A 19,554-nucleotide genomic window follows, 5' to 3' on the forward strand; every position below is an offset into this window, starting at 1 on the left:
CCAGGCGAGTCCGAACGGCCCATCTTTTTCACGCAGAGTGCTCACGTCGTGAAGAGTTCGAGGCGCACCGTGGTCCCCTCGACGGTGACCTTGCGGTAGACGTGACGACCGTCGACGACCCGGTCGTCGTTCATCACCCCGGGCGCGAAGCCCGACGCATCGAGCAGCTTGGGCACGTCCTCCGCCGGAACGGTCGCGACGACCACGTACCTCGTGTCGATACCGCGGTCGTGCTGCGTCTCCAGCACCTTGCCGCTGGCAGGCATCGAGATCCCGCCGAACCGGAAGGCTTCTTCCGGTGTCGGGCTGGGCGGGGTCGTCGCGCAGCCGGCCAGGAGGAGGGCGAGGACCGCGAGCAGGGTTTTCACCTACCGTGAGACGCACGGTGGACGTAAGCGTTCCGTCACACTTGGACGGGGATGACAGGGACGGTGCGACACGTTGTACTGGGTGTCAACGACCGAAGGAGATCCACAGTGACGGAAAAGGCTGTTCTCGCGGGCGGCTGCTTCTGGGGTATGCAGGACCTGTTCCGCCGGCACCCCGGGGTCGTCTCCACCAGGGTCGGCTACACCGGCGGCGACGTGCCGAACGCGACCTACCGCAACCACGGCTCCCACGCCGAAGGCATCGAGATCGTCTTCGACCCGGCCCAGCTGTCGTACCGGCAGATCCTGGAGTTCTTCTTCCAGATCCACGACCCGACGACCCGCAACCGCCAGGGCAACGACATCGGCACGAGCTACCGGTCGGCGATCTTCTACACCGACGACAAGCAGAAGCAGGTCGCCGAGCAGACGATCGCGGACGTCGACGCCTCCGGCAAGTGGCCGGGCAAGGTGGTCACCGAGGTGACCCAGGCCGGTGACTTCTGGGAGGCCGAACCGGAGCACCAGGACTACCTGGAGCGCATCCCGAACGGCTACACCTGCCACTACGTGCGGCCGGAATGGCAGCTCGGCGAACGCTGATCGTCGCGCTGCACGTGTCTTCGGTGCACGCGTACGAGGGCCGTCCCACTGACGGCCCTCGCCCCGATCCCGCTCTGGTCTCGCGCGACCATGTCGAGGTGCGCGCGGGACTGGGGCTGGTCGGGGACCGGTACTTCAACCATCCCGCGCATCGCTCGGCCGCGGTGACGCTCTTCTCTGCGTCCGTGCCTGGTGATCCGCTGCTGGCCCGGCGGAACATCGTGCTCTCGGGCTTCGACGTGGACGCTTTGCCGCGGGGTTCGGTGGTGACTCTGGACTCCGGTGATGGCCCTGTGCGCTTCGAGGTCCACCGGCCCGCGAACCCGTGCGCCTGGATGGACGTCGTCTACCCGGTCGGGACCTTCCGCGCTTTGCGGGGCCGCGGTGGGAAGCGCTGCGTGCCGCTGGACGACGGCGTCTTACGCGTCGGTCCGGTAGAGATCTACTAGGCCCCTTTTGATCTGTTCCGTTGTCATGCTTTGCCGCTGGTAGACGTACTGCGCCGCCGCCAGTGGTGCGAGCAGCGCGTCGGCCCTGAAATGCGCGTCCGCTTCCGGCTCGATCTCGCTGATCAACGCGACCAGGTGACTGTGGTGCAGCCGGTACGCGCCGGTCACGAACCGGGCCATCGGCGTTTCGGTCTCCGCGACCATCAGCAGCTCGCCATGAGTCTCGAGTCTGTCGACGTACTTTTCGAGAAACGCGCTGAGCCTTTGGTCTGCCGGCGCTCCGGGCCCCAGTGGCGGCGGCCCGCTGATGAACGCCTCCTGGAACTCGCGCTCGTTCTCGTCGAGCAACGCCTGCGCCAACGCCCCCTTGTCCGGGAACCGGCGATACACGGTCCCGATCCCGACGCCCGCCTCCGCCGCGACCTCGTCCAACGCGAGCCCGTCGATCCCTTTGGCAGCAACGAGCTTGGCCGCCGCTTGGACGATCTTCTGCCGGTTGCGAGCCGCGTCCGCCCGCTCTGGAGCCCCGGCTCCTGCGATGGGAAGCACCCGGCAAGCCTAACCGGTGGACAAGTGGAACTTTCTCCAGTTAACTAAGTGGAGAAAGTTCCACTTAAGGAGGCTTGCATGTCCGTCGAACACTTCACGAGCGACGACGCTTCAACCTGGTTCCAGCGGCTCGACCAGCGGATCTTCCTGGCCGACGTCCTCGCGCAAGACAGCGGCGCGGCCATGTCCGTCGGCTTCGCCCGCTACGGAAAAGGGGAGAAGAACCCGTGGAAGATGACCTACGACGAGGCGCTGGTCATCACTTCCGGCGTTTTCACCGTCGAGAGCCCTTCGGGATCGGTGACGGCTCGGGCCGGCGAGATGATCTATCTACGCGCGGGGACCGAGCTCGTCTACGTGGCCGATGAGGACACGGAACTGGTCTATGTCACCTATCCGCATTGGCTGGCCGCTACGGAATCTTCAGTCGAAGCCCATCGTCTCGACGATTTCCACGAGGCCTGACGGTGGCTTGAACCTCCCAAATAGGACAAGTAGCCTCAGTTTGAGGGGGAGGGGTTCCATGACGGGGTTCGAAGCTGATCCGAAAGCCCTGCGCGACGCCGCTGATCAGGCAAAGCGTGCCGCGGGAATCGTTCGCGAGCTGGATCTTGAGCGGGTGGCGGCGCTTTCCGGCGCATTGACCGGAAGCGAGTCGGCGAAGACCGCCGCCGAGCTCGGTCCACATTGGGAGAACTCGATCGGGGTCTGGGCGAAGGGAGTGGATTCCTACGCGGCGTCGCTGACCACCGCCGCGACCGCGTACCGGGTGCGAGACGATGCCGGTGAACAGGAATTCGACGGGACAGGTGGTCGATGATGGTCACCTGGGCCGATGTCAGCCAATGGAAGGCTGACGGGATAGGGCAGATCGGTGACCACTTGGCCGCACAGAATCGCCAGGTGCTCGGTTTGCAGGACGAGATCGACGGCGCCGAACCCACCGGGTGGGCCGGTGAAGCGGCGGACGCGGCGGCCGAGAATTTGCGCGCCCGCTGTCAGGAACTCGAGGATCTCGCGGCACGCCTGTCCGCGGCCGTGAAGATCATCGACGACACCGAGCAGGCGGTGCGCGATTTGGTGCGCAGCGTCGAGACGACCGAGGATTTCGCCACCAAGAACGGTTTCCGGATCGACAACGGCAAGGTCGTCGAGACGGAAAACGCCGGTGGGTTTCTCTCCAGCATGCTGGTGCAGGTCGAGGTGGAAGCCATTCTGGCCCGCGCCGGCCAGATCGACGCCGAACTGAATTCGGTGCTCAAGCGCATCATGGCAGGCGAAATCGGTGACGCGGGCGCGACGACGCTGGCGGCGGCCGCCGCGGCAGGCGAAGACCGCATCGCCGACGAACAGCGACACCGAGATCTCCTGGCGAAGTACCAGGTCAAAACGGACGGCACGACAGTGTGGCCGAGCGGCTTGACCGGCTGGCTCGCGGAACGGGCGGGTTTTTCGAAGGAGAAGATCACCCAGTCCGAAGCCAAGTTGCTCGACGACCTGCAAATGCGCAAGGGCTTGCTCGGGCTCAAGGAATTCGCCGACATCCGGCAGGACGCCTTGCATGTCGCCGAGGGCAAGTTCGAGGGCAAAGGCCTGACCGACGGCCACGCCGACGCGTTCCGCCACGCCTATTGGAACGCGATGATGACGCAACGGTACGGAGAAGAGTGGGCCCGCGACTTCGCCACCGCGCACGAGCGGAACCCGAGCAGCCACCACGTCCCGGTGGCCATGGACCTGCACAACAACGAAGTCGGCCGCGCGATCGCCCGGGCCAACCCGGACGCCAGCCCCGAGCAGATGGCGACCCTGATCGAACAAGCCGTCAAGGACGGCAAAATGGTGGTCATCGACAAGAACGACACACTGGTATCGTCCAACGAATCGCCTCCGGGCGAGACCCGCGAAACCAAGAACAAGCCTTGGCCCACGGACAATCCGGGGCGCAACGACGACCACGACCCCGGCGACCCGTCGGCGTATCCGGACCAATACTGACCATGCGCTTGATAGTGACTCTGCTCGCCCTGCTCGCCCTCGTGGCGGGCTGTGGCACGAGCACCCCAGGAGTGACAGTGGAATTCGACGAAGGTCTCGAAAAGACGATCGGCGATCTCGCCAGGTCGGGCGGCTCGCGACCGCTCAAGGAGCTGGCACCCGGCGACTGGACGTCGGTGCACATCCTTACCGGCCCCGCTTCAGGCGCGCGAATCGAACGCGAACTCGGCCGTCCGGTCACGGTCGAAGGCGATGGCACGCACAGCGGGGACTACGTCCAGGACGGCAATCTGCTGGTGTTCGACCGCGACGGCGCCACCACGCGGATGGTCAGCCTCGGCACTCTCGCCGCTCTTGGTGAGGGTAAGTACCGGGCGGACGTGGTGCTGCGGGCGCAGGGCGGGGCGATCACGATGACGGACCCGGACGGCCGTCCCGCAGGCTGATAAGGGCTACCGGGTCATCTCTTCCAAGAAAGCTTGGGTCTCGGGATCGGTCGAATAAACGGCGGTGCCACGCATCCCCCGGGTGAGTAGCACCTTGTAGGTGTTCTTGATCAGTGCGCCGAAGTGCAGTTCGTCGGCCCGTTTCACGGCGCTGTCCTCGGAGTTCTGGCGCTGAGGAACCCACATCCCGTCGCGCCGAACGAGGTCTGAACCGAAGATGACCCCGGACCAGTCGTACTCGAATCCCTGGGCGGTGTAGATACAGCCCACTTGCCCGAAGCCGCGTTCGTCAGTGGCCCAGTAGTTGGATTCCGGGACACCGGCCACGGCTTTGTTCCGTTCCGACTTCGCGTTCCACGGACGCTGCCACCCGCCGATCTTGACGTCGTCGACCAGCGCGCGGCCGTCCGGAGTCATCACCGGATCGCTCCAAGGCCAGCAGAAGCCGGCGGCGAGCCGGGGCACTCCGCCGTGCAACTCCTTTTGATGCAGCACCCACGACTCCAACGCTTGGGGCGAGGCGGCGCTCGACACAGTGATCCCCGCGTCCAACGGGCCTGCGAGCTTGCTCCACGGGACAGGTGGTTCGACGTTCCGACCCAGACCCAGCAGCCGTGCGACCCACGTGTCGTAGGAAACTGAACCGCCGCAGCGCAACTGGTCGTGCAGGTGGACGACCTCCACCTTGCAGCCGAGTGACTCGGCCGCTGCGGAGATTTCGCGCAGTGAACCCATCTCGCCGGGTCGCACGATCTGATTCTCGTCGAGAAGGAACACCGGAACGGTGGCGACGTTGATCAATTCGTTGATCTGGCGTCCGGCGCGGTCGCGCTGCTCCTTCTTCGTGTACTGCGTGACGCCTTTCTCTCGGATGCGGTGCGCTTCGTCGCAGATGAGGACGTCGAGTTCTCGAGGCTGACAACCGACGTAGGTGTTGAAGTACTTGAACAGGCCCTGGACGCGTGTACTTCCACGGCCGGCGTATTTCCGCATCGTCTGAGTGAAGGACTTCGAACCGGTCGCGTGGTGGACGGCCAGACCACGACGAGCCAAATCCCCGAGAAGGCTCAGGGCGATCACGCTTTTACCTGAGCCGGGACCGCCCTCGACGATGACGACAGTACGAGTCTGTGCGGCGCGAGAACGTTCGACCGCCTGCATCACCAATTCGTAAGCGACCTTTTGCTCGTCCAGCAGGACGAACTGCTCGCGATCCCGGATCTCCGCGGCCGCGAGCGCCAGCAGGGGTTTGGTCGGGCGGTGTTCGAAGCCGAGGAGTTCGTCGCCCACGGCGATGTTACTTCCTCGCTCCGCGGATCTGTCGAGCACCGCGTTGAATGCCTGTCGGAGGTCGGCTTTGTCATCCATCGTGAACAGCCGCCCGTATTCGGTGACCTTGTACTGGAGGAGGCCGACGATATCGGCGCGGCGGGCATTGTGCAGATACGCGATCCCGTGGACTGCCTGAGGGCGCTCGGCAAGCGCCGGAGTGTGGTCTACGAAGTACTGGCAGTACCCGCGCACCTGCTCGACCGGATGGAGGTGCAGACCAGGAAGGCCCGGGATGTCGAGCACCTGGGCGAGGTGGACTTCGGCCTTCGACCATTGCTTGAGTTCGACGAACACGAACGAACTCTCCCCTGTGCGGGGGTGAGTGCCGCACAGAACGACGTCCACGCGTTGCCTACTGTGGGGAAGCTGGTGCTCGAGGAGGACTTCGATGTCTTCGAGCCCTGCGTCGATCAGGTCGCTGAGCAGGACGGGAAGGCTCTTCTGCCAAGAGGTGACCTCGCTCGTGCCCGCCCTGGTGCCGAGCACGTATCCGGACTGCTCGCGCAGCCTCTGATGAAGGTTGCCCGTCTTGGCCTCGATCAGAAGATCGGCTGCTCGGCCGCGTGCAAGTGCCACCTCGTCCCCTCCCCAGGGCGTGCGTCATCGACGTACGGGTGGGGACAACAACGAGAGAACTCGGTGTCCGTCGGACCGTTGCCGCCCAGGTTAGTGGATCGCTGTCCCCGTTGCGCTTCACCGGTCCGGGGGCGTTTCGGTTACAGATGGTTCACGCCAACGCGGCAGTCGTCATCTCCACCCCTGGTTCGCGGTCAAGGTGTAGCTCACTAGTGTGAGCGCACACGTTGGACTCTGACTAAGAGTGACTGCGCGACGCGAGCCTTGGGGGAGGACGTTTTGCCGGTGAGGAAGACCGCTGCCGAGTTGCGGGTGGCGTTGGGAGATGAAGGCTTCATAGCGAAGCTCGCTATACATGCGAGGGTTGATTACAGTGCTTCGACAAGGAACGGTGAAGTCGGTTCGTGGCGGCGCAGTCTCCCGGTCCTCGCGGAGACTCTTTGTGCCATCGGGCTGGGTCATGTCGAGGTGCTTCTCGAGTATCGGCTCCCCTTCAGTCCTAAGCGAGTGGACGCGATTCTGTGCGGTGTGCATCCGGAGACGGAGGAACCGTCGTATGTGCTGGTGGAATTGAAGCAATGGCGACGCATGGAGTTGGTGGGCGAGGGGCTGGTCAAGACGTCGGATGATGCCGCGCAGCCCGTCTTGCATCCGTCCGAACAGGTCCGGCGCTACTGCCGCCAGCTCCTTGACTTCACGCCTCGATTCGCGCGTGCACCGCGATTGGTGAAGGGAATCGCCTACCTGCACGACGCCGTCTACGATCCGGCCTGGCAAATGGACAAGACCCGTGTCGATGGTTTGGGGGAGCTCTTCGCGGCTGACACACAGAAGGACCTGGCCGGGTTCCTCTGTTCTCTTCTTGACACTGACGCTGGTTCGGCCGCTGGTGCGCGTGAGGCGGCGGTGGACCTTCTCGCTGCTCGGCACACCCCGGCTCGGAACCTGTTGACGACGGCCGCCAGCACCTTTGAGAAACGTGATGAGTTCATCCTTCTCGACGAACAACAGGTGGCCTATGAATCGGTAATGGGGGCCCTTGAAAAAGCGGACTCCAAGGGTTCCTCTGGGGCCAAGAAAAAGGTGGTCGTCGTCAGTGGCGGTCCGGGGTCAGGAAAGAGTGCGATAGCGATAACCCTTCTCGCCGCCCTCGCTCGTCGTAACAGGCGGGTCCTGCATGCGACAGGCTCGAAGGCGTTTACGGAGACGCTGCGAGCGACCGTTGCCGGAGATGAGCGTCTCGACGAGATGTTCAAGTATTTCAATCAATTCGGCTCGAAGCGCGAGAACTCGCTGGACGTGTTGCTCTGCGATGAAGCCCATCGTGTCCGTGGACTTCCCGATCGTGTGCGAGGGAGGTTCCGCGGCCAGATCGATGAGCTCATCGACGTGGCCAGGGTTCCCGTTTTCCTGCTCGACGAGCATCAGGTCGTGCGTCCCGGCGAAGTCGGTACCAGGGAATACATCACTGACATGGTGAACCTCAAGGGGCATGAGGTTCTCGACATCCGCCTCGACGGGCAGTTTCGGTGTGGTGGGTCGGACAAGTTCGACGAATGGGTCAGGCGCCTCTTGCGTCTGAGTCCCGAGCGCCCGATCGTCTGGTCTGAGCTGGTTGAGGGAAGTGACGACGAGTACGTGGTCGATGCGGCTGAGTCGCCTCAAGAACTTGAGGCATGGCTCCTCCAGCAGTCGGATCTACGTGGTGGGAATGCGAGGATGACGGCAGGGTTCTGCTGGGACTGGAGCCAGCCCGTCGAGGTCGATGGCACTCGTCGTCTGGTCGATGACGTGAAGATCGGTGGATGGTCGCGTCCGTGGAACGCCAGACCGGAAGCGCCCGTTCCAGGTGTTCCGTCGTCGTCGTTATGGGCCTCCGACCCGCGTGGTTTCGGTCAAGTCGGTTGTATTTACAGTGCCCAGGGTTTCGAATACGACTGGGCAGGCGTGATCTTTGGCGATGACTTGATTATTCGTGAGCGCGATTGGGTCTCGGACAGCGGTTCTTCGAAAGATGATCGGGTGAATACGGCCAAGGATGCAGATTTCGACCGGTTGGTGCGGAACACGTACAAGGTGTTGATGACCCGGGGCCTGCAGGGCGTGTGCCTCTACTCGAAAGATCCGGCAACGAACCGGATTCTTCGGAAATTCGCGCGTTGAGAGCCGGCGACTGTCGCTCATGAGGGCCGGATCAAGACCCGGTCGACCAGGCGGCCTGCGCCCTCAGGGACGGTTGCGGCACATGAGTTCTGCCGTGGTGCTGGTGGTGCCCCCGGCAGGATTCGAACCTGCGACACCCGCTTTAGGAGAGCGGTGCTCTATCCCCTGAGCTACGAGGGCATGTACTGTCAGGCGCAGCCTACCGGGTGACGCGAGCCGCCCGAGCGTGAGGTCGCAAGTCACACCCGGGCGGACCAAGCGGCCGGCTCGATGAACGCCCCGAACGGCGGTTGCGGCAGCGCCACGACACCAGGCGGCCGGACAGCGACACTGGCCGACCAGTGACACCCGACCTGCGGATCCACCCTCGAGCAGCGACACTCTCCACAAGCAAACCAGGGTCTGAATCGACGCCTAGATCGACACAGATGACCCGCGCGGGTCACTCGTACGTGTCTGGTTTCGAAACCCTGAACAACAGTAGGTAATCTTCGTTAACGGGACGCGAGACGCCGCTCCCCCGGCTGCCGGAGGGCTTCGTTGATCAAGCTCATGTTCGCCGACGACGAGGAACTGGTCCGTTCGGGCCTGCGTGCCATGATGTCGGGCGCTGCCGATATCGAGATCGTGGGCGAGGCGAGCGACGGGAGATCAGCGGTCGAGGTCGCCCGGAGGTACCACCCCGACGTCGCGCTGCTCGACATCAAGATGCGGGCGCCCGACGACGGCATTCGCGCGCTGCGCGCCATCCTCGCCCTGCCGGATCCGCCGACCGTGGCCATGTTGACCACGTTCGACATCGACGACTACGTCAGTCTCGCGCTCAGGCTCGGGGCCAACGGCTTCCTCCTCAAGGACATCGACCCGGCCGCGCTGCTCAGGGCGGTGCGCGACCTCGCGAGGGGTGGCGCGGTGCTCGACCCCGGGGTCGCGGCGCGCATGGTGCAGTCGCATCGGGACGAGCAGCGGGCCGCGCAGCCGGCGCGCAAGCTGCTCGCGTCGCTGTCCGAGCGGGAGCGTGAGGTCGTCGGGCTGATCGGGCAGGGGCTGTCCAACGCGGAGATCGGCGGGCGCCTCCACCTGTCCGAGGCCACGGTCAAGGGGTACGTCTCGGCTGTCCTGTCCAAGATCGGCGCGGCGAACCGGGTGCAGGCCGCGCTGCTGGCCTACCGCGGTGGCCTGCTCGACCAGTAATGATCCTCACCGCACTCGAGTTCCTCGGCTTGATCGCGTTCGCCGCTTCGGGGGCTCTCGCGGCGGTGCGGGCCAGGTTGGACGTCTTCGGGGTGGTCGTGGTCGGGTTGACGACCGCGCTCGGCGGCGGGGTCATCCGTGACGTCCTGCTCGGGATCACGCCGCCCACGACCCTGCGGACCTGGCCGTATCTCGCCGTTTGCGGCGGGACGGCGCTGGTCGTGTTCGTCTTCCATCCGCAGATCGCGAAGCTGCGGCGCGCGGTGCTGCTCGCCGACGCGCTCGGGCTCGGGGTGTTCGCGACGGCGGGGACCACCATCGCGTTGAACGCGGGCGCCACTCCCTACGCGGCGTGCTTGATCGGCATGACGACGGGTATCGGCGGCGGCGCTGTGCGTGATCTCCTGCTGCGGGAAATCCCGCTCGTGCTGCGGAAGGAGATCTACGCGGTCGCGGCGCTCGCGGGGGCCGTACTCGTCGTGATCGGTCACGCTCTGCGACTGCCGCCGGGGCCGGTGACGGTGGTAGCAGCAGCCGCCGTCGTGGGGGTCCGGATGCTCGCTTTGTGGCGGAGATGGAACGCACCTGTTGCGAAAGGGCCCGAGACCGGCTGAAACGTCTTCCGGATCGCCGGATTTCCTTTGTTGGTTCTGTGTGTGTTCTTAGGCGAGTCTCAGCACTCTGCGTAAGACTGTCGCCATGCGCATCCTCGTAGTGGACGACGACAGGGCCGTCCGTGAATCACTCAGGCGATCCCTTGAGTTCAACGGCTACCAGGTGGAGCTGGCCGGGGACGGCGCGCAGGCCCTCGAAGCGATCATCGCCAACAGACCCGACGCGATGGTCCTCGACGTGATGATGCCGCGGCTCGACGGCCTGGAGGTCGCCCGGCGGCTGCGAAGCACCGGTGACGACCTGCCCATCCTCGTCCTCACAGCGCGGGACACCGTCTCCGACCGGGTGTCCGGTCTCGACGCCGGCGCCGACGACTACTTGCCGAAGCCTTTCGCGCTCGAAGAGCTTCTCGCGCGCCTTCGCGCGCTTCTGCGCCGGGCGATCCCGGATCCGCAGGCCGGACAGAACGCCGAGGTCCTCTCGTTCTCGGACCTCACCTTGGACCCGGGGACGCGCGAGGTGCGGCGGGCCGGGCGGGAGATCAGTCTCACCAGGACCGAGTTCGCCCTGCTGGAGCTGTTCCTCTCCTACCCGAAGCACGTTCTGACCCGCAGCCGGATCCTGGAGGAAGTGTGGGGATACGACTTCCCGACGTCGGGCAACGCGCTGGAGGTCTACGTCGGCTATTTGCGCCGAAAGACCGAGGCTGGGAACGAACCGAGGCTGATCCACACGGTGCGGGGAGTGGGCTACGTCCTGAGGGAAACCCCGCCGTGACCGAACCGGTCCCGGTCGTCGACGTGTCCGAAAAGGATCCGCGCGGCGACCGCTGGAGCACGCGGCGGTTCTCGCTCCGAGGGCGGGTGACGCTGCTCGCGGCCGCTTCGGTGGCCGGCGCGGTGGCGCTGGTGTCGCTCGGCGCGTACCTCGTCGTGCGCGACAACCTCTACCAGCAGGTGGACGACAACCTGCTCGCCCGCGCGCAGGCCGCGGTCGAGTCGCCCCAGGTGCAGACCGAACTGCAGCAGGTGCCCGGCGCCTTCCTCGCCAGCGCGGACCTGCAGATCGGCCAGCTGACGGTCGGGGAGAAGGTCCGGCTGACCTATCCGCAGTCCGGGAGCCGCCCGCCGTACGGCGAGGACGAGATCGCCGTCGCCTCCGGGGACAAGGCGTTCTCCCTGCGCACCGACCCGAGGACCGACAGCCGCGTCGTCGCCCTGCCACAGGGCGACGGCCAGGCGATGGTGCTCGCACAATCGCTCGGGCCGACGAAGCGCACCCTGAACGAGCTTTCGGTGGTCCTGTTCCTGATCGGCGGCGCCGGGATCCTGGTCGCCGCGGCCGCGGGAACGGCCGTCGCGAGAGCTGGCCTGCGGCCGGTCGACAGGCTCACGTCGGCGGCGGAACGCGTCGCCACCACGGGCGACCTGCGGCCGATCCCGGTGAGCGGTGACGACGAACTCGCCCGCCTCACCCAGAGTTTCAACACGATGCTGGGCACGGTCGCCGAATCGCAGGAGCGGCAACGGCAACTCGTCGCCGACGCCGGCCACGAGCTCCGCACCCCGCTGACGTCGCTCCGCACCAACCTGGAGCTGCTCCTGTCCGCGAGCAGGCCGGGCGCGCGGACGCTGTCGGACGAGGACCGCAGCGACATCGAGGCCGATATCCGCGGCCAGCTCGACGAGCTGACCCAGCTGATCGGCGACCTCGTCGAGCTGGCCCGCCAGGACGAGCCGCGGATCGAACACGAGCGCGTCGAGATGGTCGACGTCGTCGAGCGCGCGCTGGACAGGGCGCGCCGCCGCGCGGGCGAGATCGAGTTCGACGTCTCGCTCCAGCCGTGGGTGCTCACCGGCGACACCAGCGCGCTGGAACGCGCGGTGCTGAACCTGCTGGACAACGCGGTGAAGTTCTCGCCGGAAGGTTCGACGGTCGGGGTCCGGTTGTACCCGGTCGGCGACGGCACCGCGGTGCTCGAAGTCGAAGATTCCGGGCCGGGGATCGCCGACGAGGACCTGCCGAAGGTGTTCGACCGCTTCTATCGCTCTTCGGAGGCGCGGACGCTGCCCGGTTCCGGGCTCGGCCTCGCCATCGTCCAGCACGCGGCGCAGCGGCACGGTGGCGATGTCTACGCGGGCCGCGCGTCCACCGGTGGCGCGCTGATGACCTTGCGGCTCCCGGGAGCTCCAGCCTGACGGGTGATTACGCTGACGGGTGATGAGCACCGAGAACGCGCCTGAGATGCCGCCCCGCCGTCTGCTGTGGACACTGCTGGTGGCCGCGGTGCTGCTGGCCGCCGACCAGCTGACCAAATGGTGGGCCGTCGACGCCCTCACCGGCCGGTCACCGATCCCGGTGATCGGCGACTTCATCCGGTTCCGGCTGCTCTACAACCCGGGCGCGGCGTTCTCACTTGGCGCGAACTCCACCTGGATCTTCGCGATCCTGGCCGCGGTCGCGGTGGTCGCGCTGCTCTGGATCTCCCGCAAGGTCCGTTCGGCGGGCTGGGCGATCTCGCTCGGGCTGCTGCTCGGCGGCGCGGCGACGCATCTGGGTGACCGGTTGTTCCGCGAGCCCGGCTTCGCGCGCGGCCATGTCGTCGACTTTATCGACTACAACGGCTGGTTCGTCGGCAACGTCGCCGACATCGCGCTGTTCTTCGGCGCTGTCTCGCTTTTCGTGCTGAGCTTCCGCGGCGTCCCGATCGAGGGCGTCAAGGAGTAACGAGACAGAACTCGTTCCCTTCCGGATCCGCGAGCAGGACCAAGCCGTCTTCGGGACGCGCGAGTACGCGCGCGCCCAGTGCGACGAGCCTTTCGACTCTGTCGCCGGTCAGGTCCAGATGCACCCGGTTCTTGACGGTCTTCGATTCCGGAACCAGATTGAAGAACAGCCGCGGTCCCGAGGCCGCTTCGACCAGCACCGAAGGGTCGTCCTCGGGGCCCGGAAATCCCAGCGAACGAAGGCGTTCAAGCTCCTCTTCGTCATAGGGCGCGATTTCGTAGCCGTCGAGAGCGGCCGCCCAGAAACGGGCGAGCGAAGCCGGATGCCGGCAGTCGAAGACGACGTCGCGAAGCCTGGCCATGGCCTCATGGTGGCAGTCCGCACGGCTCGTCGCGCCATGTTTGATCGTGTAGGATTTTGTGTAGTTGATCCAGGGAGGATTCGTGCTCGCGCGGCAGCGACAGGCGGTGATCCTCGAGGAGGCGCGCCGGACCGGGGCGGTCCGGGTCAGCGACCTCGTGGTGAGGCTCGGCGTCTCCGATATGACGGTGCGCCGCGACCTCGACGTGCTCGCCGGCCGCGGACTCGTCGAGAAGGTCTACGGCGGCGCCACCTCCGTCGTCGGCAAGAGCACCGACGAGCCCGGTTTCGAGGCCAAATCCGTGCGTCAGCGCGCGCAGAAGGAGGCCATCGCCGCGCTCGCCGCCGGGCTGGTCCGGCCGGGAACCGCGATCGGTATCTCCGCGGGCACCACCACGTGGACGCTGGCGAGGGCGCTCGACGAGATCGCCGGCCTGACGATCGTCACGAACTCCATCCAGGTCGCCGACGTGCTGCGCGGCGTGAACCAGCCGGATCGCACGGTGGTGCTCACCGGCGGCGTCCGCACCCCGTCGGACGCGCTGGTCGGGCCGGTCGCCGTGCAGAGCCTGCGGTCGCTGCACCTGGACGTCGTCTTCCTCGGCGTGCACGGGATGGCCGACGGGCCCGGGTTCACCACGCCGAACCTCACCGAATCCGAGACCGACCGCGCGCTGGTCGAAGCGGGCCGCAAGCTGGTCGTGCTGGCCGACCACACCAAATGGGGCATCGTCGGCATCTCCACGATCGCCGGGCTCGAAGAGGCCGACGTCGTCGTCTCAGACGACGGTCTTCCCGACCAGGCAAGGGAAACGCTCACCGAGCAGGCGGGGGAGCTGATGATCGCCGAAACGGTGGAGACGGCGGAAGCCGAAGAAGCGTGAAGCCGGCGGCCGTTGGCGCCATACTCATGTGCGATGCACAGCATTGGCTCAGGAACTTCTCAGGACCATCCCGCAAGGTGAAGACATGACCGAGAACGACCCCAGCGGCCAGGACGCCGAGAAGGCGCGGCCCGCCGTCGCTCAGCCGGACGCGGAGCAGAGCGCGAACTGGGCTCAGCCCGCGCCGCCGCAGCCCGACGCGACCGGCCTCGGCGGCCATGCCACTCCGCACACCGGAGCGCAGCAGGCCTACTCCCAGGAACAGCAGCAGTACAACCCGTGGTCCCCGCAGGCGCAGACCCAGCACGCGCCCACGCAGGGGCACCAGATCCCGGGCCAGCAGACGCCGTTCACCCAGCCGGGTCCGTCGGTGTACGCGGTCCCGCAGCAGCGGCAGGCGCAGAAGTCCACGCCGGGCAAGCTGCTCGCCGGCGTCGCGGCGATCGCGCTGGTCGTCGGCGGTGTCGCGGGCGGCACGGTCGGTTACCTGACCGGTGACGCGTCCGGTGGCTCGGCGGTGAACGCGCTCGACGCGCCGAAGCCCGCCCAGCAGACGGGCAACCTGCCCGCCGGTTCGGTCGAATCCGTGGCGCAGAAGCTTTCGCCGAGCGTGGTCGAGCTGCAGGTGTCCGGCCGGTCGGGTGCGGGCGAGGGCTCCGGCTTCGTGCTCAGCACCGACGGCTACGTGCTCACCAACAACCACGTCGTCGAGGTCGCCGCCGGCGGCGGGCAGATCCAGGCGGTGTTCCAGGACGGCAAGAAGGGCACGGCGACCGTCGTCGGCCGCGACCCCACGACGGATATCGCCGTGGTGAAGGTCAGCGGTGTCAGTGGCCTGACCCCGGTGGAGCTCGGCCGCTCCGACGACCTGCGCGTCGGGCAGCCGGTGGTCGCCATCGGCTCGCCGTTCGAGCTGACCGGCACGGTCACGTCGGGCATCGTCAGCGCGCTGAACCGGCCGGTGAGCGCCGGAGGCAACGGCGACCAGACCACGGTGATGTCGGCGGTGCAGACCGACGCGGCGATCAACCCCGGTAACTCCGGCGGCCCGCTCGCGAACATGGCGGGCCAGGTCATCGGCATCAACTCGGCGATCTACAGCCCGAAGTCCGCGCAGGGCCAGGGCGGCGAGAGCGGTGGCAACGTCGGCATCGGGTTCGCGATCCCGATCGACCAGGCGCGCCGCACGGCCGACGACATCATCAACACCGGCCAGGCGACGCAGACCTTCATCGGCGCGCGCGTGCAGACGGCGCCGACCGGTGGGGCGCAGCTCGGTGAGATCTCGCCGGGCAGCCCGGCGGAGAAGGCCGGCCTCAAATCCGGTGACGTCGTGACGAAGCTGGACGACCGGCCGATCCCCAACGCGGACGCGCTCGTCGCCGAAATCCGCACCAGGGCGCCGAACGACAAGGTGAAGTTCACGCTCAGCGGGGACAAGGTCATCGAGGTGACCCTCGGCGGGCAGCCAGTCACGCCGAACTAGCCCGCCCAGAGACGCTCGGCCGCAGTGCGCGGCCGAGACCAGCTCCGGCTCGAACCCCCAGCGGGCCGGACCCGAAGAGCCACGCGCGACCGGCTGCCAATCCCGGTCGCGCGTGGCTCTTTTTATTGATGGATAAGGCAATTGCGTGCAGCCCAGGTCAGGGAGGGGTTGCGAAAGCCACTTTCGCAACGGTCGCGCCTTCTGGCCGGACCATTCATCGCAGACGGCCAGCCGCATGTCGCGAAAGCCACTTTCGCGACATGTGACGTCCCGAAAGTGGCTTTCGCGACACGGCGCCGGGCAGGCCACCAAGGCCTCTCTAGCGCGCCTTCCGCCGGGCCAGCGCGGCCACGAGGACGCCGAACCAGACGACCGCCAGGCTGACGAGCAGGCCGGTGACGGTGTCGGCGTCGTGCAGGCCCGGGTTCCGTGCGCCGCCGAAAGGCCGCCACAGCAACGGGATCGCGAGCAGCGTCAACACCCCGCTGAGCACCGCGCCCGTCTTGACCGGCGTCTTCCAGCGCTCCGGGAGGAACCTGCTCAGCGCGAATCCCACGGCGCCGACCAGCGGCGCGATCAGCAGGTCGTGCGCCAACGGGCCACCGGCGAGCCAGCCCAGCGTCTTGAAGACGTCCGGGCGCAGCGGGAAGGCGTACTCGGAGAACAGCACCGCGCCCCACGCGATCGCGGCGAGGCCGGGCAGGAACAGCAGCAGCCGCAACGTTTTCACAGCGTCTCCAAACGGGTGACCCATTTCGTCTGCAGGACGCCGGGCCGGTTCGGGGCGATGATCCGGCACGGGAAGCCGTGGTCGGCGTCGAGCACCTCACCGTTGAGTTCCAGCGCCAGCAGGGTGAGTTCGTCCGCGGTGTGCTCGCCGGGAAGATCGCTGATCCCGTAGGGCCCGGCCTTCTCCAGCGAGAACACGCGGACCGGCGTGCCCGGCGTGCTTCCGGCGTGCCGCAACAACTCCGGCAGTGAGACGCCGCTCCACCGCGCGGACTCGCTCCATCCTTCCACGCACGCGATCGGCAGCTCGGCCGAAGTTCTCGGTAGCGCGCGGAGTTCTTCCAGCGAATAGGTCTTCGTACCGTTCGGCGTCACCACCGAAAGCCGCCAGGCGGGGTCGTTCGCCGTGTCCAGGACGCCCGCCGCCGCGGCGGTCCGGTTCACCGGCAGACCTTGCGGGCCCTTGTCACTCCGCCACGACAGGCCGGAAACGTTGCGCAGCAACGGAACCGTCGCTCCGGCGGTCGCCACGACCGCGACACCCGCGGCGAGCCAGGTCGTGCGGAGGAAGGCGCGCCGTGAAGGTTCGGGCTTTGTCGTGAGCGAGCGGCGGACGATCGGGAGCTTCATCGCGATGTGCACCAGGATCGAGCCGATCGCCACCCATGCGACCGCGTAGTGCAGCTGCGGGAAGTAGAACGTCCACGGATAGTTCTGCGCGACGTTGAACAGGCCGGTGACGAGTTCGAAGAACGCGGCGGCCGAAAGCACCACGATCGACAGGCGTTCCAGCGCGTGCGGCAGCGAGCGGATCACCGGGCGCTCGAACAGTTTCGGGTAGACGCTCCAGAGTTTGGCCAGCAGCAAGGGAATCGACGCGATACCGGAGATCACGTGCGTGCCCTGGGTGACCCGGTACAGCCAGACCGGGCGGCTCGGCCAGCCGAACCACGACGGCGGATGCTGCATGAGATGGCTGATCAGGCCGGTGACGAAGCACAGCGTGAACGTGACGGCGAGCGCGAGCCCGATCCGGGACGTCACCCGCTCCGAAGGGGTGTTCATGCTTTCTCCAGGCAGGCGAACCAGCGGTGACCGTGACTGGTGGACCACGCGACGCGGAACGCGGTGCGTGCGGCGAGATCCGCGATCGCTTCCACGCCGACCCAGGCCCAGGTGAACCAGGCGCCGTTGTCGGGGCGCAGCCGGACGCGGTCCTGCCGGAGGCCGCGGCCGGGCGGGTCGAGTTCGACGAGCACCGTCCCGCCGTCGGTGAGCAGTTCCGCCATCCGGGCCAGGAGGCGATGCGGGTCGCCGCCGATGCCGATGTTCCCGTCGGCGAGCAGGACATGCCGCCAGCGCCCTTCGCCGGGGAGCCGGTCGAACACGTCCCGGTGGAGCGCGGCGGCGCCGCGGGCGTGGGTGAGCCGCACGGCGGTGGCCGAGATGTCGACGCCGAGCGAGGCGACACCACGTTCGGTCAGCGCGGCGGTGAGCCTGCCGGGTCCGCAGCCGACGTCGAGGGTCGGGCCGTCGCAGGCGGCGAGGAGGACGTCGTCGCCGTCGCAGGGGATGGCCGTCCAGCGGTCGACCGGGAGGTCGACGCGTTCGCCGGTCGCCAGTTCCAGCCAGCAGCGGTGGCCGAGCAGACCGCGGTCGAAGGCGGTCATCGGACTTCCGCCACCGCTCGGGCGAACCGGCCGTGCGGAGCCGCCGCCGCGACCCGGTGCGCGTCCGCGATCGTGTCCACATCGGACAGTGTGGGCAGGGCGCCGGGCCGGAGGCCGATATCGGCCAGGGCGCGCAAGGTCTGACGTCCGGTGTCATCACGCGACATCGGCACCCCGGCGAGAGCCTTGGCGTGCAGCGGATCCTTGAGGCCCAGTGCCCACCAGCCACCGTCTTCGGCGAGTCCGAGGACCGAATCTTCTGGCCGGTTCGCGGCGTCGGCCAGGAGCGACGGGGTGACCTGCGGGGTGTCCATCCCGATCTGCAGCACCGGTTCGCCGGGACGGGGCGCGTCGGCGTGGGCGTTGACGAGTCGCAGGTCGAAACCTTCGCCGCGTTGGGGGATCACCTCCGTTTTTCGGAGCACCGAAGCGATTTCCGTGCCGCGGACGGCTTCGTCGAGCTTGCCGGTCATGGCGACGACCACGCGTGCCTTCGGGGTCAGGAGGGCGGCTTCGAGAGTGTCGAGCAGGGAGGCGGCCGCGACCCCGGCGGCCTGCTCCGGCGTCGCGGGCGGGCAGAGCCGCGTCTTCGCGAAACCGGGCACGGGCGCTTTGGCGACGATCAACAGGCAGAAGGTCATCGGCTCAGCACCCGCCCGAAATCCCTCGCCGCCCGCAGGGTTCCCCGCAGTGAGCCGGAGACCTTCGATTTCGTGCCCTTGGCGCGTTCGCCGTAGGACACGTCGAACTCGGTGACCCGCCAGCCCGCGCGATTCGCCTTGATCAGCAGTTCGAGCGGGTAGCCGAAGGCGCGATCGGTGACGTCGAGATCGAGCAGTGCCCGCCGCCGGACGGCTCGCAGCGGCGCGATGTCGCGGACCGATAACCCCTTGCGTCGCAGGAGAGACGAGATCACCGCGTTCCCCGCTCTCGCGTGCCACGGCCAGACTCCGGGGCTGCTGGGCACCCGCCGTCCCACCGTCAGCTCGGCGTCGGCGAGGCCGCCGACCAGCATCGGCAGTTCGGCGAGGTCGAGGGAGCCGTCGGCGTCGGCGAAACACACGACGTCCGCCGTGGCCGCCTCCAGCCCCGTGTGCACCGCGGCGCCGTAGCCGCGCCTGGGCTCGTGGACGACCTTGGCCCCGAGCCCGGCCGCGATTTCGGCGGAGCCGTCCGTGGAGCCGTTGTCGACCACGATCGCCCGGTAATGTCCGGGCAGGGCCGCCAGCACCCCGGGAAGGGCACCGGCCTCGTCGAGACAGGGGAGCACGACGTCAACCTGGTCATCGTTCACGCAACGCACGTTAAGTCCGGGGTGGACGGACGAAAACCCTTGCGCTGCTTACCGAATTCTGACGTCCGGGAAGTTCTTACCGAGTTCTGACGGTCCGCGCCGCCAAGCCGC

Annotated in this window: 23 protein-coding genes and 1 tRNA gene; 14 read left to right on the forward strand and 10 right to left on the reverse strand. The window is 67.2% G+C overall.

The window, feature by feature from the left end:
- Positions 1–41: 41 nt before the first annotated feature.
- Entirely contained in the window at positions 42–368 is a 327-nt protein-coding gene (locus ACXIZN_RS38510) for a hypothetical protein (RefSeq protein WP_457959715.1), read from the reverse strand.
- A 108-nt stretch (positions 369–476) separates the two neighbouring features.
- On the opposite strand from ACXIZN_RS38510, the gene msrA reads away from it, so the two are divergent.
- Both msrA and ACXIZN_RS38520 read left to right on the forward strand, forming a co-directional pair.
- Complete coding sequence (gene msrA, locus ACXIZN_RS38515) at positions 477–971, forward strand: peptide-methionine (S)-S-oxide reductase MsrA (protein ID WP_034305803.1); 495 nt, start codon at positions 477–479, stop codon at positions 969–971.
- Positions 950–1,420, forward strand: a complete 471-nt coding sequence (locus ACXIZN_RS38520; protein WP_457959716.1) for a molybdenum cofactor biosysynthesis protein — start codon at positions 950–952, stop codon at positions 1,418–1,420. The genes msrA and ACXIZN_RS38520 overlap by 22 nt, the downstream gene beginning before the upstream one ends.
- On the opposite strand, the gene ACXIZN_RS38525 is transcribed toward ACXIZN_RS38520, so the two are convergent.
- Positions 1,391–1,969: a TetR/AcrR family transcriptional regulator gene (locus tag ACXIZN_RS38525; protein ID WP_457959717.1), complete on the reverse strand. Its 579-nt coding sequence runs from the start codon at positions 1,967–1,969 to the stop codon at positions 1,391–1,393. The genes ACXIZN_RS38520 and ACXIZN_RS38525 overlap by 30 nt on opposite strands.
- Before the next feature lie 78 nt (positions 1,970–2,047).
- Here ACXIZN_RS38525 and ACXIZN_RS38530 point away from each other — a divergent pair, with 78 nt between their 5' ends.
- From ACXIZN_RS38530 to ACXIZN_RS38545, 4 genes are read left to right on the forward strand one after another with little or no spacing between them, the layout of a single operon-like run.
- Positions 2,048–2,434: a cupin gene (locus ACXIZN_RS38530; RefSeq protein WP_457959718.1), complete on the forward strand. Its 387-nt coding sequence runs from the start codon at positions 2,048–2,050 to the stop codon at positions 2,432–2,434.
- A gap of 58 nt (positions 2,435–2,492) precedes the next feature.
- Positions 2,493–2,789 carry a hypothetical protein gene (locus ACXIZN_RS38535; protein WP_034305792.1) on the forward strand — a complete coding sequence of 99 codons (297 nt, stop codon included), beginning with the start codon at positions 2,493–2,495 and terminating at the stop codon, positions 2,787–2,789.
- Positions 2,786–3,967 (forward strand): DUF6973 domain-containing protein, encoded by a 1,182-nt coding sequence (locus tag ACXIZN_RS38540; RefSeq protein WP_457959719.1) that lies wholly within the window; start codon positions 2,786–2,788, stop codon positions 3,965–3,967. The genes ACXIZN_RS38535 and ACXIZN_RS38540 overlap by 4 nt, the downstream gene beginning before the upstream one ends.
- Before the next feature lie 2 nt (positions 3,968–3,969).
- The gene (locus ACXIZN_RS38545) at positions 3,970–4,413 is read left to right on the forward strand and encodes a hypothetical protein (RefSeq protein ID WP_457959720.1); all 444 of its coding nucleotides are present in this window, start codon (positions 3,970–3,972) and stop codon (positions 4,411–4,413) included.
- A 6-nt stretch (positions 4,414–4,419) separates the two neighbouring features.
- Here the strand turns inward: ACXIZN_RS38545 and ACXIZN_RS38550 are convergent, their stop codons facing one another.
- Entirely contained in the window at positions 4,420–6,321 is a 1,902-nt protein-coding gene (locus tag ACXIZN_RS38550; RefSeq protein WP_457959721.1) for a DNA/RNA helicase domain-containing protein, read from the reverse strand.
- A 285-nt stretch (positions 6,322–6,606) separates the two neighbouring features.
- On the opposite strand from ACXIZN_RS38550, the gene ACXIZN_RS38555 reads away from it, so the two are divergent.
- Positions 6,607–8,484, forward strand: coding sequence for a DUF2075 domain-containing protein (locus tag ACXIZN_RS38555; RefSeq protein ID WP_457959722.1), 1,878 nt, complete (start codon positions 6,607–6,609; stop codon positions 8,482–8,484).
- A gap of 104 nt (positions 8,485–8,588) precedes the next feature.
- On the opposite strand, the gene ACXIZN_RS38560 is transcribed toward ACXIZN_RS38555, so the two are convergent.
- Positions 8,589–8,664, reverse strand: a tRNA-Arg gene (locus ACXIZN_RS38560).
- A 360-nt stretch (positions 8,665–9,024) separates the two neighbouring features.
- On the opposite strand from ACXIZN_RS38560, the gene ACXIZN_RS38565 reads away from it, so the two are divergent.
- The 5 genes from ACXIZN_RS38565 (at position 9,025) to lspA (ending at position 13,020) form a co-directional block, all read left to right on the forward strand.
- Positions 9,025–9,678: a response regulator gene (locus ACXIZN_RS38565; RefSeq protein ID WP_005155565.1), complete on the forward strand. Its 654-nt coding sequence runs from the start codon at positions 9,025–9,027 to the stop codon at positions 9,676–9,678.
- Positions 9,678–10,292, forward strand: coding sequence for a trimeric intracellular cation channel family protein (locus tag ACXIZN_RS38570; protein ID WP_192743658.1), 615 nt, complete (start codon positions 9,678–9,680; stop codon positions 10,290–10,292). Before ACXIZN_RS38565 ends, ACXIZN_RS38570 begins: the two co-directional genes overlap by 1 nt.
- An 85-nt stretch (positions 10,293–10,377) precedes the next feature.
- A complete protein-coding gene (locus tag ACXIZN_RS38575; protein WP_457959723.1) occupies positions 10,378–11,070 on the forward strand; it encodes a response regulator transcription factor in 693 nt (230 codons plus the stop codon).
- The gene (locus ACXIZN_RS38580; protein WP_457959724.1) at positions 11,067–12,491 is read left to right on the forward strand and encodes an ATP-binding protein; all 1,425 of its coding nucleotides are present in this window, start codon (positions 11,067–11,069) and stop codon (positions 12,489–12,491) included. The genes ACXIZN_RS38575 and ACXIZN_RS38580 overlap by 4 nt, the downstream gene beginning before the upstream one ends.
- A gap of 22 nt (positions 12,492–12,513) precedes the next feature.
- Entirely contained in the window at positions 12,514–13,020 is a 507-nt protein-coding gene (lspA, locus tag ACXIZN_RS38585) for a signal peptidase II (RefSeq protein ID WP_457959725.1), read from the forward strand.
- On the opposite strand, the gene ACXIZN_RS38590 is transcribed toward lspA, so the two are convergent.
- Positions 13,010–13,381, reverse strand: coding sequence for a VOC family protein (locus ACXIZN_RS38590; RefSeq protein ID WP_457959726.1), 372 nt, complete (start codon positions 13,379–13,381; stop codon positions 13,010–13,012). The genes lspA and ACXIZN_RS38590 overlap by 11 nt on opposite strands.
- 82 nt (positions 13,382–13,463) lie before the next feature.
- Between ACXIZN_RS38590 and ACXIZN_RS38595 the strand changes: the two genes are divergently transcribed.
- Positions 13,464–14,264 (forward strand): DeoR/GlpR family DNA-binding transcription regulator, encoded by an 801-nt coding sequence (locus ACXIZN_RS38595; RefSeq protein WP_457960706.1) that lies wholly within the window; start codon positions 13,464–13,466, stop codon positions 14,262–14,264.
- An 85-nt stretch (positions 14,265–14,349) separates the two neighbouring features.
- Entirely contained in the window at positions 14,350–15,750 is a 1,401-nt protein-coding gene (locus tag ACXIZN_RS38600) for a trypsin-like peptidase domain-containing protein (RefSeq protein ID WP_457959727.1), read from the forward strand.
- A 319-nt stretch (positions 15,751–16,069) separates the two neighbouring features.
- Here the strand turns inward: ACXIZN_RS38600 and ACXIZN_RS38605 are convergent, their stop codons facing one another.
- The 5 genes from ACXIZN_RS38605 to ACXIZN_RS38625 are packed head-to-tail and all read right to left on the reverse strand — an operon-like array spanning position 16,070 to position 19,443.
- The gene (locus ACXIZN_RS38605) at positions 16,070–16,480 is read right to left on the reverse strand and encodes a hypothetical protein (protein ID WP_457959728.1); all 411 of its coding nucleotides are present in this window, start codon (positions 16,478–16,480) and stop codon (positions 16,070–16,072) included.
- On the reverse strand, positions 16,477–17,544 hold the full coding sequence (locus tag ACXIZN_RS38610) for a molybdopterin-dependent oxidoreductase (RefSeq protein WP_457959729.1): 1,068 nt from the start codon (positions 17,542–17,544) through the stop codon (positions 16,477–16,479). Before ACXIZN_RS38610 ends, ACXIZN_RS38605 begins: the two co-directional genes overlap by 4 nt.
- On the reverse strand, positions 17,541–18,149 hold the full coding sequence (locus ACXIZN_RS38615; protein ID WP_126736837.1) for a methyltransferase domain-containing protein: 609 nt from the start codon (positions 18,147–18,149) through the stop codon (positions 17,541–17,543). Before ACXIZN_RS38615 ends, ACXIZN_RS38610 begins: the two co-directional genes overlap by 4 nt.
- Complete coding sequence (locus ACXIZN_RS38620; protein ID WP_457959730.1) at positions 18,146–18,790, reverse strand: TIGR04282 family arsenosugar biosynthesis glycosyltransferase; 645 nt, start codon at positions 18,788–18,790, stop codon at positions 18,146–18,148. Before ACXIZN_RS38620 ends, ACXIZN_RS38615 begins: the two co-directional genes overlap by 4 nt.
- The gene (locus tag ACXIZN_RS38625) at positions 18,787–19,443 is read right to left on the reverse strand and encodes a glycosyltransferase family 2 protein (RefSeq protein ID WP_457959731.1); all 657 of its coding nucleotides are present in this window, start codon (positions 19,441–19,443) and stop codon (positions 18,787–18,789) included. Before ACXIZN_RS38625 ends, ACXIZN_RS38620 begins: the two co-directional genes overlap by 4 nt.
- Between the last annotated feature and the right edge of the window lie 111 nt (positions 19,444–19,554).

The sequence above is a fragment of the Amycolatopsis sp. TRM77291 genome, assembly GCF_054166285.1.